Origin of the sequence: Duodenibacillus massiliensis (genome assembly GCF_928721995.1) — a bacterium.
Taxonomy (GTDB): Bacteria; Pseudomonadota; Gammaproteobacteria; order Burkholderiales; family Burkholderiaceae_F; genus Duodenibacillus; species Duodenibacillus massiliensis.
The window spans coordinates 1,527,050-1,541,094 of record NZ_OV788642.1 but is presented as its reverse complement, the minus strand read 5'-3'; the positions used below and the strand labels follow the sequence as shown (position 1 = coordinate 1,541,094).

The window sequence follows — 14,045 nt, the reverse complement described above, 5'->3', positions numbered from 1 at the left end:
TCTCAGAGAATGCGCGCAATAAGCCACGCTCCGATGAAAATAAGGAGCGTGCTTGCAAGCGGAATGCTGATTTTGCGGCGCCCGAGCATGAAATTGATGTCTCCGGGGAGCCTTCCGAGCCCGAATTTCGAAAGCCACGGCACGGCCGTCATCAGCACCATCAGAACAATTAAAATCGTGAAAATCCAGCGCATGAGCGCATTCTAACGAGCAGCCGCTGCAAAAAAAACGACTGTTGACACAATGTCCGATATTTTCGATGAGCTGCGGCTCACCTGCCGCAGACTCACGTTAAACCGCTACCATAAAGAAGCCGCCATCGGCGCTTTAACGAAGGAACACGGCCGCACGCAACCCGTCATTCTCACGATCGACGTGTGGGTCGGAAACACCCTTAAAAACGACCGGCTCGATGCGGTCTACGACTACCGTCTTCTTCCCGCGGCCGCCGACACTGTGATTGCCGCGGGGCACATTGAACTGCAGGAAACACTCGTTGAACGCATCGCGCAGACGCTCCTCGCAGACGACCGCGTCAGAGCCGTGCGCGTTTATTCCGTTAAACCTGAAGCCTATGAAAACTGTGACGGGATCGGGGTGGAAATCTTCCGCCTTGCCCGTCCGGGAAAGACGCTATGACAGACACCGTTGAGGAAAAACCCGTTGCCTGGCCCGCCGCGCCCAAAATGACCAAAAGCGGCGAAGACAATAAAAAGTGTGTTGAAGCAGCACCCGGCCGCCACGTCAAAGCCTCCGTTTCCGTGAGAAAACTCGAAAAGCGCATCGTGCGTCTTACCGCACAGGCCATTGCCGACTACGACATGATCCGTGAAGGCGACAAAGTGATGGTCGCGATGAGCGGGGGCAAAGACAGTTACGTGCTTCTTGAAGTGCTCCGGAAACTCCAGGCCCGCGCGCCCGTACACTTTGACATCATTGCCGTGCACGTCAATCAGCACATTCCGGGCGGGCCTACGCCCATTGTGGAAAAGTTTCTGGCGGGTGCGGGCGTCCCCTATCACATCGAGGATCAGGACACCAATTCCATCATCGAGCGGCTGATTCCCTCCGGTAAAAACGTCTGTTCGCTCTGCGCCCGGCTGCGGCGCGGCATTCTTTACCGCGTTGCCAAAGAACTCGGCTGCACCAAGATTGCACTCGGGCATCAGATGGATGACGTTGTCTCGACGCTCCTTCTTAATATGTTTTACGGCGGACGCATCAAGGCAATGCCCCCGGTTTTGTTCAGTGACGATCACAACAACACCGTTATCCGGCCGCTCATTTACGTACGGGAATACGAAAACCTCAAGTGGGCCAAAATCCAGGAGTATCCGCTAGCGCCCAAGGACCTGTGCGGGGCCGGAGAAAACAAGAAGCGGCGCGAAATCAAGGAACTCATGGCTGAGTGGGACAGAAAGTACGACAGCCGCATCTACAATCTCTTCATGAGCACCACGCGCGTCTCACCCTCGCAGCTTGCGGACAAAACGCTCTGGAACTTCTTTAACCGGGAAGCGGGCGGCGTGCGCATTGCGCCCGAGGCGCCGGGCGATGATGACGATGTCTGAAATTTTGGAGCAACACCTATGCGTATCTACAGCACTGCTTTTGCCGAAGGCGGCGAAATCCCCGTGAAAAACACGCAGGAAGCCGAAGACCTCTCGCCCGAGCTCGTCTTTGAAGACATTCCGGCGGGCACCAAGAGTCTGGTTCTCATTGCCGATGATCCGGACGCTCCCGACCCCAAGGCCCCGAAGTACCTGTGGCTTCACTGGCTCGTCATTAATCTGCCGGCAGACACCAAAGGTCTGCCCGAAGGTGTTAAGCAACTTCCGGCAAAGGCCCGCGCCGGCATCAACGACTGTGATGTTGAGGGTTGGTCGGGACCCCGTCCTCCCATCGGCGTGCACCGCTACTACTTTCACCTGTTTGCGCTTGATACGGAACTGACGCTTTCCGCGGGCTTTAAACGTGCTGACGTCGAAAAAGCGATGAAGGGGCACATCCTTGCCAAGGCTCAGACCTTCGGGACGTATCTGCTGCTTGCGAATCGGTGAGAGTACCTAAGAGGTGACTGTTTTCTCAAGCTTTTTCCTGAGAGAACAGTCCCGCTTCTTGCCGCACTCCGAAATATTCTTCAGAATTACGCCCTGAAGTGCGGCGCTTTCGGCCTGTGTCGGGCCTGCGGCGCCCGTCTTTGTTCAGGAATGTGTCCTGTTCGGCACTCTTTCAATAAATCTGACGCCTATGTCCATCAAAAATCTGCTTGTGGCAGCCGCTGCCGCCGCCACGATTTTCACGGGTTCCGCCAATGCCGCTCCGGTTGAATACACGGTCGGCACGGGTGCAACCTACCGTCCTTTCGAATTCCAGGCGCCCACGAAGGAAATCGTCGGCTTTGACATCGATCTGATGAAGGAGATCGCCAAGGCTCAGGGCTTTAAGGTGAAGTTTGTGAACACCCTCTGGGGCGTGATTTTTGAATCGGTAAAAAACGGCGACCGTGACATCATCATGAGCGGCATCACGATTACGCCGCAGCGCAAGGAGTCCGTTGACTTCTCCTATCCGTACTTTGCCGCGCACCAGCTCATCCTCACGCAGAAAAACCTGAAGGTGAACTCCCTTGCGGAACTCAAGGGCAAAAACATTGCCGTGTGCGCCAATTCCGCCGGTGACATTATTTCCAGCAAGGCTTTCGGCAAGGCTTCCCCCAACATCAAGCGCTTTGACAACACGCCCCTCGCCCTTGAAGAACTCAACGCGGGCGGCGTTGACGCTGCCGTGGGCGACGTCGGTGTCTTTGCCTACTATGCGCAGCAGAACCCCGACAAAGACTTCAACATGACGCGCGACACAAGCTTTGAAGATCAGTATTTCGGTATTGCCGTGCGTAAGGGCAACACCGAACTGCTCAACAAGATCAACGAAGGCCTCAAGAAGGTGATCGCTTCCGGCGCCTACGAGAAGGTCTACCGCAAGTGGTTCGGCGCCAAGGCTCCGATTCCCACACTGCCGATCCCGTAAAATAACAGTCTGACCGGATAAGAAACGCGCCCCGAAGCAGTCACAGCGCTGCACTTTCGGGGCTCTTTCGTATATAAAAACCCGTCATCCGGCACCGTTTGTCCGTGCCGGCGGCAGTCACAGAAAGAGCTGCAGCCGGCGCTTTCCGTCGTTTCGTCAACCAGAGGGGAACCTATCCATGAGCGGTTTTCGCTTAGACGTTCTTGCCGAATACTGGCCGCTTTTTGTCGAAGGCGCCGCCATGACGATCAAGCTCACCGTAGCCTGCGTCGTCTGCGGCGTGATGCTCGGCATGCTTCTCGGCATGGCCCGCATGGCTTCCGCGCGCCACGATCCCTGGAAATCGATTCTTTACTACGGCGTGCGCTGGCCCGTGACGATCTGGGTGAGCTTTTTCCGCGGCACGCCGCTTTTTGTGCAGATCTTTCTGATGTACTTTGCAGTGCTGCCGATCTTTATTCATCCGGTCGACGGCCTCATCATCAGCGGTTCGCTCGCCCGGGAACTGCGCGGCAGCTACGGCGCTCTGATTGCCGGCTTTCTGGCGATTTCGTTAAACGCCGGCGCCTACATGAGTGAAGTCTTCCGCGCCGGCATCCAGTCCCTGGACAAAGGCCAGAGCGAAGCGGCCAGAAGCGTCGGCATGAGCTACTGGCAGTGCATGCGCCACATCATCCTGCCGCAGGCCTTCCGCCGGATGCTTCCGGCCCTGGGCAACAACGCCATCGCTATTTTGAAGGACTCTTCTCTGGTGTCGGCAATCGGCCTGACGGAACTCGCGTACGCCGCGCGTACCGTTGCCGGCGCTTCGGCACGCTACTGGGAGCCCTACCTCACCATTTCCATCATGTACTGGGTGATGACGCTCGGCCTTGCCTGGCTCATCCGCCTTCTGGAGCAGCGCCTCGGTAAGGGAGACGACAAATGAGTGACGCACCCGTGATGATTTCCATCCGCAATCTCAAAAAAAGTTTCGGCGACCTGCACGTGTTAAAGGGCATTGACCTTGACGTGCGCCGCGGTGAAAAAGTGGTGGTTCTCGGCCCCTCAGGCTCAGGCAAGTCCACGATGCTTCGCTGCATCAATGCGCTGGAAGACGCCGACAGCGGCACGATCACGGTGGACGGCGTGGAAGTCACCAGCCGCCGCACCAACATCAACCGCCTGCGCGAGCACTTGGGTATGGTGTTTCAGCGCTTTAACCTGTGGCCGCACAAGACCGTGCTTGAAAACGTCATGCTCGGCCAGATGGTGGTCTCGGGCCGTTCAAAGGCAGAGGCCCGCGAGCGGGCTCTGAAAATGCTCGAGCGCGTGGGGCTTGCCGCCAAGGCCGACGAATATCCCGTGCGGCTTTCGGGCGGCCAGCAGCAGCGCGTCGGCATTGCCCGTGCGCTTGCCATGGATCCCAAGGCGATTCTTTTTGACGAACCCACATCAGCCCTTGACCCGGAACTTGTGGGCGAAGTGCTTGCCGTCATGAAAAGCCTCGCCGACGAAGGCATGACGATGATCGTGGTCACGCACGAAATCACCTTTGCCCGTGAGGTTGCCGACCGCGTGATCTTCATGGACGGCGGCGTGATTGTCGAGCAGGGCAATCCCGAAGACGTTCTCGTGCACCCCAAGGAAGAGCGCACCCGCGCCTTCTTAAAGCGCGTGCTCTAAGAGCATCCAGGCCTGTCCGCAAAGCCGGTACCCGTTTGGGGAACCGGCTTTTTCTTTACGACAAAAAAAGGGGCGGAAGTCCGGAGAATTCCGCCCGAAAAACGAAAGCAAGGAGAAGGAGAAATCTGGCTTTCGGTGTATTACGGCACTTTGAAATCAAACTGGTGGCACTGATTGCAGAAGTTTTCCGAGGGCTGGTGCCCGAGGTGGCAGTTCGTGCAGTCAAGCGAATCCTGATAGTGCGGGGACACATGGGGATTGACGGGCTTGACGTTCTTGGTTTTGGCAACAAGAGCCTTCACGTTATGGCAGGCCGTGCAGGTCGCGGTCGTCGGTTCCTGAGGATTGGCCTTATCGGGCCCGTGGCAGACCGTGCACTGCACGCCCTTGGCAACATGGCGGTCGGCAAGCATCGGAGCGGCCGTGACGGTAGAGACGGCTGCGGCTAAAAGGGCCGCGGTAAACACGGCGGTCATTGTCTTTTTCATGGCGGGATCTCTGTTATTGTCAGCCTTCATGTGCTGGCGACTCTTTTTGAGTGCCGCAGCACTGACTGCGTGAGACGCATCCTAAAGAGAGGTGCAAAGCCGCACTACATCCCAAAGCATGGGATACCTATCCCGCGGGATGTAGTCACTTTGCCGCTTTGATTTCAGAATGCTCCCCGTCACACAACAAAGGACGCCGGCCACGCCTTTCAATGCACACGGCGCCCGAACTCAACGAAAGAAGAGGAAACACCATGGATATGATTGATTCAAGCCGCCGCGGTTTTCTGAAGTCCGCTGTTGCCGCCGGTGCCGCCGTGATGGCTTCGGCTGCCGCCAATGCCGGCATTCCGGCCTCGAGCGTCAAAAAGTACGACGAAACCTTTGACGTCGTCATCATCGGTTCCGGCTTTGCCGGCATGGCCTGCGCCTATAAGGCTGCTCAGGCGGGGCTGAAGATCCTGATGCTCGAAAAGATGAGCGTCGTGGGCGGCAACTCCGCCATCTGCGGCGGCAACGTCGCCTGCCCGAACAACCCCGTGCAGAAAGCCCTGGGCATCAAGGACAGCAAGGAACTCTTCATCGCCGACTGCATGAAGGACGGCCTCGGCATCAACTATCCGGACCTCTTGGGCACGATCGCTGACCGCTGCAACGACACCATCAAGATGGTGGTCGATCTCGGCTGCGAATTCGTTCCCAACCACATGCTCTTTGAAGGCGGCCACTCCGTTCCGCGTTCTTATGAAATCAAGGCCGGCACCGGTTCCGGTTACATCCGCCCGATGCACGCCGCGTTGCAGAAGCTTCCCAACGTCGTGATCCGCACCCGCGCCAAGTTCGATGACTTCATCATCGGCGCCGACGGTGCCGTCGAAGGCGTCACCTACCGCTCCGGCTACCGCTTCAACAGCAAACTGGAAAGCGACGATCTGGAAAATAAGACCGGCCGCACCAAGACCGTTCGTGCCCTCAAGGGCGTGATGCTTGCCGCAGGCGGCTTCTCCCGCGACATCTGGTTCCGCCAGACGCAGGATCCGCGCGTTGTGCCCACGACGGACTCCACCAACCAGCCCGGCGCCACCGCAGGCGTTCTCACCAAGGCGCTCGGGATCGGTGCTGCCCCGGTGCAGCTTTGCTGGCTGCAGTTCCTGCCCTACTGCAATCCCCGTGAAAAGGGATTCGGCGTTTCCGTGAACTTCACCAACCACGCCTGCATGGACCTCGGCATGGTTGTCGACCGTAAGACCGGCAAGCGCTTCATGGACGAACACGCCGGCCGCAAGATCAAGTCCGACGCCCTCTTTAAGGTGATCGGCACGGATGAAAACTACCCGATCGCCGTCTGCGATGATGCGATTGTGAAGGCAATCAACCCATCCTTTGTGAAGCTGCCGCTGGAAATGGGGACGGTGAAGAAGTTCAACACCCTCGAAGAACTCGCCGATTACTTCAAGATCAACAAGGCCGCGTTCCTTGAAGAAGTCAAGCGCTTCAACGGCTTTGTGAAGACGGGCGAAGACAAGGACTTCCACCGTATTCTGAAGTTCAACAAGGGGCTCGATGTCTCCAAGCCCCCGTTCTACGGCATCGAATGCTGCCCGAAGATTCACCACACCATGGGCGGCGTGAAGATCAACCCGAAGGCTCAGGTGATTTCCGACGTGACGCACAAGCCCATCAAGGGGCTCTACGCCGGCGGCGAAATCGTGGGCGGTGTGCACGGCGCCTCGCGCCTCGGCACGGTCGCCGTGATCGATGCCCTTACCTTCGGCATGATCGCCGGTGAACAGTTCGCTGCGATGGCGAAGTAATTAAAAGAAAACGGCTCCTCCGAAAGAACGGAGGGCACCACGGTTTGTCCCGGTGCCCTCCGTCTTTTTTGCCTCAGAGTTTTTGTAAAGCCCGTTGTGCCGCTTCGCGCCCTGCGGTGCGCCCCATCACAAAGCACGCTGTCATTTGCATGCCGCCCAAGCGGTCACGGCCGAAAATGCCGCCCGCGGTTTCACCGGCCGCGTAAAGCCCCTCAATCACGCCGCCTCCGACTTTGCGCACGCGGCAGGCCGTGTCAGTGCTGATGCCTCCGAGCGTGTTGTGCACGCTTAAAACTTCTTTTCCCCAGTAAAAGGGGGGCTTTTCAATCGTCTGCAGGAAAACGGTTTTGCCGAAATCGGCATCTTTTTTCTCTGCGACGGCCTTGTTGTAGCGCGCAAGCGTGCGTCTTAACACAAAGGGCTCAATGTCCATGCCGCGCGCCATCGCCTCAAGCGTTTCGGACTTATGCACGTAGCCGTTGGCCAGCTTAATGCCGAGCGAGGTCCCCTTAAAGGAGCGTGCGTCCGTAATCACCCACATCGCTTTTTCCGGGAGGTCAAAAATCGCGTCGGAAATTTCGCCGGTGGAAGCCCCTTCATTGACAAAGCGCTTACCCTGCATGGTGAGATAGATTTCTGCGCCTGCGTATTCAAGTAGCCTGCCCCCGGAATAGGCAAGCAGCAGAATATTTTCCATGCCGGCAAGCTGCGCGCCGAGCTTGTCGGCAAGCGCTATGCCGTCGCCTGTTGCCCCGTCAAAATAAAGCCCCTGAGGATTGGCCGTCGTGGGCATTGCCATATCGATTCTCGGATCCCAGCGCATGCGCATCGCGGTGTTGGCGGTAAAGCCGCCGCAGGCGAGAATCACCGTGCGCGCCAGGCCCGTGTGCCGGCTGCCGTCGCGGGTATTGAGGACGGTAAAGCGCCAAAGCCCGTTTTCATGCGTGAGGTTTTCGAGCTTATGCATGAGCCTCAGCTCACAGCCGAGCTCCCGCACCCTGCGGTTTAAGACCGTGATGTAGTGCCGGCCGCCCGCGCTGCCCGCGGGACTGATGCAGCGCGGCCTTAAGCCCCCGAGCGCCTGAAAGACGACGGAAGAAAATTCCACGCCCTGCGCCTCAAGCCAGTCGGCTGCTTCTTCGGAGTGTTCGGCCAGAAACCGCACCATCGGCACGTCAATGCTGCCGCCGATACGACGGGCCTCTTCGGTGAGAATGCCGGCGGAGTCTTCAATCCCCTGCGGCTTTTGCCGCCGGGGGCTAACGACTGCCAGTGACCCGCTGCTGTAAACGCTGTGCCCGCCCACCAGGGGCCCTTTTTCAAGTATCAGCACGCGCGAAGCTCCCGCTTCCCGGGCGGTGGCGGCGGCCGTGAGGCCCGCTGCGCCGCTGCCGGCCACAAGAACGTCCCAGGGCGCTTCCTCTTCTGAGGCAAAAGCCTTCTGTCCGAGAAGAGCCGCGGCCAAAGCCGCCTTTGCCACTGTCCGGCGGGCAATCATCGCAAGCCTCCCGGTAAATCGTCCTTCTCACGGATAATGCCGAGCGCCGTAAGCAGCCGGTAGGCTTCCAGGGGACTTTTCACACCCAGTTTGGCAAAGGCGTTGGCGCGGTGCATTTTGACCGTGGGCTCACTGATCCCCAAGGCCTGCGCAATAGCCTCATTGGCCGTATCAAAGGCCGCAAGTTCAATCACCTCGCGCTCTCTGGGGGTGAGCTCATCGTAAACCGCCCGGCGTTTGTTGAGTTCGTCGCGGGCGCGCTGTGCCTCGCAGGACGCTACAACGGCTTTTTTGACGGCCGCGATAAGGACCTCGGGCTTAACGGGCTTTTCCAGAAAGTCGCTTGCTCCGTTACGCATTGTTTGCACGGCCATACTGACGTCGCCGTGCCCGGTGAGAAAAATCATCGGCAGCGAAAAGCGCCGCGTCTGCAGCACTTTCTGCAGATCAAGCCCCGTGAGTCCGGGCATGCGCACGTCGGCAATGAGGCACCCCGGGCGCGTCATCAGGTCGTGTTCCAGAAACGCTTCGGCGCTTGCGTAAGACACCGTCTCAAAGCCGCAGGTCTGCAGCAGCAGTTTCTGCGACATCAGAAAGATTTCATCGTCGTCCACGAGCCGCACCAAGGGCGTTAAATCCGTCATTTGTCTTCTCCGTTTTTCTTTTCCTGATGTTTCTCCGGCGCCGCGTCCGTCACAAACCGTACCGTGAGCCCCCCGGAAGGCCGCCGCTCAAAGGTGAGCGTCGCCCCGTGACTGTCGGCAATGCCCCGGACAATTGAGAGACCGAGCCCCAGGCCTTCGGGCTTCACGCTTTGCATGAGCGACTGCAGCCGGCTGAATTTTTCGTCCGTCAGATACGGGCCGTTATCCGTCACTTCAAGCCGCCAGTTGCCTTCATCATCGGCGGCAAGCGTCACGGCAACGGCAGGCCGTACGGTTCCCTCAAGCGCCTCGGCGGCGTTTTTAAGGAGATTGAAAACGAGGAGCTCAAGTTCCAGGGCATCCCCGATCACGGGCGCATGCTCCGGCACCGATACCGTCACGGGAACAGGGCTTCTGAGCGAACTCTTCATGCTGCGTACGGCGCGCCTCACCGATTCAGCAAGGTCGCACTCCGTATGCGCGAGTTTCTGGGACTTGGCGTAGCTGCGGACGCGGTTCACGATGCCGGCGATCCGTTCGGCCTCGGTTTGAATCCCCTCCAGGGCCGTATGCACGGTTTTTTCCTCTTTGACGTCTGCGGGCAGCACAAAGCCCAGAATTGCCCTGAAGTTACAGATTGCCCCCACCGGAGTCTTCACCTCGTGGGCAATCATCGCCGACATCTGGCTCACGATATTGCGCCGCTCGAGGCTCCCCAGCCGTTCGCGGTCAAGCCTTGCCTCCTCTTCCACAATATCGCGGCGCTTTAAGGCTTCCGACAACTGCGCCGTTCTGCGGCGCACCAGTACCTGAAGCCGTATTTCATAAGCAATGAGGATCACGAGCACAAGAAGCGCCGCGTGCACGATGCCGCTGTAGCGGTTGTAAAGGCCTTTTAAGGAGTAGTCGCGCAGATAACTGTAGGGGCCGATTTTAAGGGCCTGGTAAAGTGCGTCGACTGAACCGTGCGGCACAAAACTCAGCCACTCAAAGGTCTGCGCAGCAGGCGCCGTAAGAAGCGCCACGGCAACGCCTCTTACTGACTTCTCACTTGTCCACTCAAAGCCCCAGAGGCTTACGTCCGGAAAAAGGGCCGTTGATCGCCGGCACGCAAGCGCCCCGTCGGTTTTTTCGCCGACGACTTTGAGCGCATCGGTAAGAACAGCGCCGCTTTGGTGCAGTCTCTCAAGCGCACAGGCCGGAAAGACAGCCGCGTCGACCGCACCGTTAAGAAGCGCCGACACCACGTTGGGGTAAACGGCATTTAAAAAGAGCGTTTTGGCAAAAAATGTCGCGGGGTCAAATCCTGCGCGCCGCACTTCATCTTCAGCCGCAAGCCACCCCGGCAGCGACGTCGGCAGCGTTGCCGCAACAGTTTTTCCCTTTAAGTCCGCCAGCGTTTTAATGTCGTCCCGGTCGGCCCGGACAACAAAAAGAGCACCCGCCGAGCGCGCGGCGTCAGCAGCAAGCGTTGTCTTTCGCGTTGCCACACGAAAAGGCGCGGTTTTATTCTGTTCCCGGAAGCGCTGATCGAGGTCAGCCGCGGCAAGCACAAAGTCAGGCCTCAGCTTTTCAATGCCGGTGACGATGTCGGCGCCCTGAATCGGCACGACGTTCACCAACCAGTCCTGCGGCAGCTGCCGGGCTAAAAGCGCCTTCATGCCTTCATGAGCTTCGGCGTCAAGCAGGGTGTCCGACACCGCCACCGTCACAACTTCCGAAGCGGATGCTTCTGCCGCCTGCAGCCCCGGCAACAAACTGCAAAACAGGGCTACTGCAGCCAAAAATCCTGACATGAGCTTTCGCCCCGGCATAACGCTTACCTTCAAACTCCACGACTCCGAGTCTACCTGCAAAAATGCGCCTTCTTGTTGCCCTCTGCCACAATTTCACACCTTCGGACAACAATCCCTCTCTTTATAATCGTCCCCTCAATTGTCTTTTCATCCTGAGTGTGCAAGCCGGTCAACCGGAGTGGTGCCGCTTCGCCGGGGAATCTGTCGCGTGAAATCCTCCAAATCCAAATTCGGCCTTTCTTTTTGGGGTAAAGCCGCTGCCTGGGCCGCGGGCCTTGCCGTCTGCGGCGCCGTCTGTGCGGTCTCAGGCTTTCTGATCATCTTTTCGATCGTTTATTCACAGCTGCCCCCGATTGATTCGCTCACGGATTACCGTCCGAAGGTGCCGCTGCGCGTTTACAGCGCCGAAGGCACGTTAATCGGCGAATTCGGCGAAGAACGCCGCGACTTCGTGCACTTAAAGGATATTCCGCTCTTTGTGCGGCATGCGGTACTCGCCGCTGAAGACAATGGCTTTTACGAGCATTCCGGCATTGAATTTTCAGGTATCGCCCGCGCAGCCATCTCCAACGTCATCTCCGGCCGCAAGGGTCAGGGCGGCTCCACCATCACCATGCAGGTGGCCCGCAACTTCTTTCTGTCTTCGGAAAGAACGTACACCCGTAAGCTCTACGAAGTGGCAATGGCCTATAAGATCGAGAAAAACCTGACGAAGGATCAGATTTTTGAGGTCTATCTCAATCAGATCTATCTTGGACAGCGCGCCTACGGTTTTTCCGCTGCCGCCCAGATTTATTTCGGCAAGAAGCTCTCGGAACTCACGATCGGTGAAGCTGCTGCGATCGCAGGGCTTCCCGTGGCACCTTCGGCCTATAACCCGATTGTCAATCCCAAACGCGCGGTGATGCGTAAAAACTACGTACTCACCCGCATGTACGACCTGGGCTACATCAGTGAAGACGAGTACAACGCGCAGAAAGCCGCACCGCTTGTCACCTACAACAAAAAAGCCGATGAAGACAAGGCTGCCATCGACTCCATTCACGCCGATTACGCAGCCGAACTCGCGCGCATGCTGGTCTACGACACCTTTAAGGAAGACACCTACACGCTCGGGCTCAATGTCTACACCACCATCCGTGATGCCGACCAGACCGCAGCCTGGAAAACCGTTACGGACCACCTGATTGCCTACGACCGCAAGTACGGCTACAGGGGCCCGGTGGGACACATCGATATTTCCGATCCGGCCACACGGGAAAAGAACATTGAAAGGGCGCTTTCGCGGCTGGCCTCCGTACCGGAGCTGCCGCCCGCGGTTATCACCGATATCCGTGCGCTCATCGTGAAAAACACCGCCAAACCCGGGAGAGGCCAAAAAGCCGCTCCCACGACCACGGCGCACGTGATGACCGCCGTCCTTGAAAACGGGACAACGGTAGAGCTCGAGCCCGATGAGAAATTCGCAGCCAAGTACTTTACGGCGGCAGCAAAAGATAAAGAGCTCAAACCGGGCAGCGTCATCCGCATCATGAAAACGGACACGGGCCGCTGGACTCTGGCGCAGGTACCTGAAGTGCAGGCAGGCTTTATCAGCTCGGAATTTAATACCGGTGCCGTGCGTGCTTTGGTAGGCGGCTTTGACTTTAACCTCAATAAGTTCAACCACGTCACGCAGGCGCTGCGTCAGCCGGGCTCATCCTTTAAGCCCTTCATTTACTCGGCTGCGCTCGATAAAGGCTTTAACCCGGCAACCGTCATCAACGACGCCCCGATCTTTATTGATCCGCGCTTAACGGGCGGAGAGCTGTGGGAACCCCGCAACTACGACAACCGCTTTGACGGTCCGATGACGCTTGCCACCGGGCTTAAAAAATCCAAGAACCTTGTCTCAATCCGCGTGATGCAGGCCATCGGCGCGCGCTATGCGCAGCAGTACGTGGGTAAGTTCGGCTTTCCGCCGGAGCGCACCCCCGCGCAGCTCACCACGGCTCTGGGCGCCGGTTCCACCACGCCCTGGGAAATGGCAGGCGCCTATTCGGTCTTTGCCAACGGCGGCTACCGCGTCAAGCCTTACCTCATTGACCGCGTCACCGACAACGAGGGCAAAGTTCTCATGAAAGTGCACAACCCGCAGGCAGGCGACGAAACGATCCGCGCCATTGATGAGCGCAACGCCTTCATCATGCACACCCTTTTAAACGGCGTGATCCGCGGCGGCACCGGTGCGCGCGCCTATCGTGAGTTAAAACGCGTGGATATGGGCGGCAAGACCGGTACGACGAACAATTCTTATGACGCCTGGTTTGCCGGATACGCCGGCCCCCTGGTGGCCGTGGGCTGGATGGGGTACGACCAGATGCGTCCGCTCGGAAACCGCGAAACAGGGGGCGGCCTGATGCTGCCGATTTGGGTTGACTACATGAGAACGGCACTTAAAAACGAACCGCTTTACCGGCGTCAGCAGCCTTCCAGCGTCGTTCTCATCAACGGCAACTACTACTATGCCGACAGTGTGGACGCCTCGGTGCGGGATGTGCCGCTTTCCGGCAAGATTGAAGAGCGCAACAGAGCCCGCGATATTCTCAGGGATCAGATTTTCTGATCAGAGTCCGGCCGGAGCCTTCACCGCCACGGATTCACCGGTGATGAAGCTGACTGCTTCTGAGAGCGCATCCCAAAAATCCCGGCCGTCACGGGTGGAAATCCAGCGGCCGTTATCATAGGAAAAGTGCAGGCCTCCCTTGCGGCTGGCAAGCCACACCTGCTGAGTCGGCGTATGAAGGTTCACAACGGCCTCTTCGCCGCTGTCGGCTTCAATCGTGAGGACGTTACCCGAGCGCTCGGTCTCCACATCGGCTCCGGCCGCATCAAGCGCTGTTTCAATACCGGCAAAAAGCGCTTCGGCACGTTCCACAAATTCTGTTTCGGTCATAATATTGTTCTTTCTTGAAAAAATAACGGAGCACATTCATGCTGCGGACAATCGTCGCCATTGTATGCCTTGCGACTTTGACGGCCTGCGGCCTTAAAGGCCCGCTTTATCTTTCTGACAGTCAGGCCGGCACTCAGGCCCAGACACAGACTGCACCTGACGCCCGATAACCACA

Annotated in this window: 15 protein-coding genes; 9 read left to right on the top strand and 6 right to left on the bottom strand. The window is 58.2% G+C overall.

The annotated features are described in order from the left end of the window. Window positions 1–2 precede the first annotated feature (2 nt). Window positions 3–194, bottom strand: coding sequence for a DUF2905 domain-containing protein (locus tag NXF97_RS07045; RefSeq protein ID WP_022372521.1), 192 nt, complete (start codon window positions 192–194; stop codon window positions 3–5). 49 nt (window positions 195–243) lie between these two features. Here NXF97_RS07045 and NXF97_RS07040 point away from each other — a divergent pair, with 49 nt between their 5' ends. The 6 genes from NXF97_RS07040 (at window position 244) to NXF97_RS07015 (ending at window position 4,695) form a co-directional block, all read left to right on the top strand. After that, on the top strand, window positions 244–639 hold the full coding sequence (locus tag NXF97_RS07040; RefSeq protein WP_274955552.1) for a dihydroneopterin aldolase: 396 nt from the start codon (window positions 244–246) through the stop codon (window positions 637–639). Further along, window positions 636–1,571, top strand: a complete 936-nt coding sequence (gene ttcA / locus NXF97_RS07035) for a tRNA 2-thiocytidine(32) synthetase TtcA (RefSeq protein WP_274955551.1) — start codon at window positions 636–638, stop codon at window positions 1,569–1,571. Before NXF97_RS07040 ends, ttcA begins: the two co-directional genes overlap by 4 nt. A gap of 18 nt (window positions 1,572–1,589) precedes the next feature. Then, window positions 1,590–2,060: a YbhB/YbcL family Raf kinase inhibitor-like protein gene (locus NXF97_RS07030; protein ID WP_274955550.1), complete on the top strand. Its 471-nt coding sequence runs from the start codon at window positions 1,590–1,592 to the stop codon at window positions 2,058–2,060. Window positions 2,061–2,250: 190 nt separating this feature from the next. Beyond that, window positions 2,251–3,030, top strand: coding sequence for a basic amino acid ABC transporter substrate-binding protein (locus NXF97_RS07025; protein ID WP_274955549.1), 780 nt, complete (start codon window positions 2,251–2,253; stop codon window positions 3,028–3,030). Between the two features lie 178 nt (window positions 3,031–3,208). Then, window positions 3,209–3,958 (top strand): amino acid ABC transporter permease, encoded by a 750-nt coding sequence (locus NXF97_RS07020; protein ID WP_022372526.1) that lies wholly within the window; start codon window positions 3,209–3,211, stop codon window positions 3,956–3,958. After that, on the top strand, window positions 3,955–4,695 hold the full coding sequence (locus NXF97_RS07015) for an amino acid ABC transporter ATP-binding protein (RefSeq protein WP_022372527.1): 741 nt from the start codon (window positions 3,955–3,957) through the stop codon (window positions 4,693–4,695). Before NXF97_RS07020 ends, NXF97_RS07015 begins: the two co-directional genes overlap by 4 nt. A 140-nt stretch (window positions 4,696–4,835) precedes the next feature. On the opposite strand, the gene NXF97_RS07010 is transcribed toward NXF97_RS07015, so the two are convergent. Further along, entirely contained in the window at window positions 4,836–5,213 is a 378-nt protein-coding gene (locus tag NXF97_RS07010; protein ID WP_274955548.1) for a cytochrome c3 family protein, read from the bottom strand. Between the two features lie 224 nt (window positions 5,214–5,437). Between NXF97_RS07010 and NXF97_RS07005 the strand changes: the two genes are divergently transcribed. Beyond that, window positions 5,438–6,997: an FAD-dependent oxidoreductase gene (locus tag NXF97_RS07005; RefSeq protein ID WP_274955547.1), complete on the top strand. Its 1,560-nt coding sequence runs from the start codon at window positions 5,438–5,440 to the stop codon at window positions 6,995–6,997. Window positions 6,998–7,070: 73 nt separating this feature from the next. On the opposite strand, the gene NXF97_RS07000 is transcribed toward NXF97_RS07005, so the two are convergent. From NXF97_RS07000 to NXF97_RS06990, 3 genes are read right to left on the bottom strand one after another with little or no spacing between them, the layout of a single operon-like run. Then, entirely contained in the window at window positions 7,071–8,495 is a 1,425-nt protein-coding gene (locus NXF97_RS07000; protein WP_274955546.1) for an FAD-dependent oxidoreductase, read from the bottom strand. After that, entirely contained in the window at window positions 8,492–9,139 is a 648-nt protein-coding gene (locus NXF97_RS06995) for a response regulator transcription factor (protein ID WP_274955545.1), read from the bottom strand. Before NXF97_RS06995 ends, NXF97_RS07000 begins: the two co-directional genes overlap by 4 nt. After that, window positions 9,136–10,953 carry a PhnD/SsuA/transferrin family substrate-binding protein gene (locus tag NXF97_RS06990; RefSeq protein ID WP_274955544.1) on the bottom strand — a complete coding sequence of 606 codons (1,818 nt, stop codon included), beginning with the start codon at window positions 10,951–10,953 and terminating at the stop codon, window positions 9,136–9,138. Before NXF97_RS06990 ends, NXF97_RS06995 begins: the two co-directional genes overlap by 4 nt. 190 nt (window positions 10,954–11,143) lie before the next feature. Between NXF97_RS06990 and NXF97_RS06985 the strand changes: the two genes are divergently transcribed. Then, the gene (locus NXF97_RS06985; RefSeq protein WP_274955543.1) at window positions 11,144–13,540 is read left to right on the top strand and encodes a penicillin-binding protein 1A; all 2,397 of its coding nucleotides are present in this window, start codon (window positions 11,144–11,146) and stop codon (window positions 13,538–13,540) included. On the opposite strand, the gene cyaY is transcribed toward NXF97_RS06985, so the two are convergent. Beyond that, a complete protein-coding gene (gene cyaY, locus NXF97_RS06980) occupies window positions 13,541–13,870 on the bottom strand; it encodes an iron donor protein CyaY (RefSeq protein WP_274955542.1) in 330 nt (109 codons plus the stop codon). It lies immediately after the preceding gene. Between the two features lie 38 nt (window positions 13,871–13,908). Between cyaY and lptM the strand changes: the two genes are divergently transcribed. After that, window positions 13,909–14,040, top strand: a complete 132-nt coding sequence (lptM, locus tag NXF97_RS10800; RefSeq protein WP_022372288.1) for an LPS translocon maturation chaperone LptM — start codon at window positions 13,909–13,911, stop codon at window positions 14,038–14,040. Window positions 14,041–14,045: the final 5 nt, after the last annotated feature.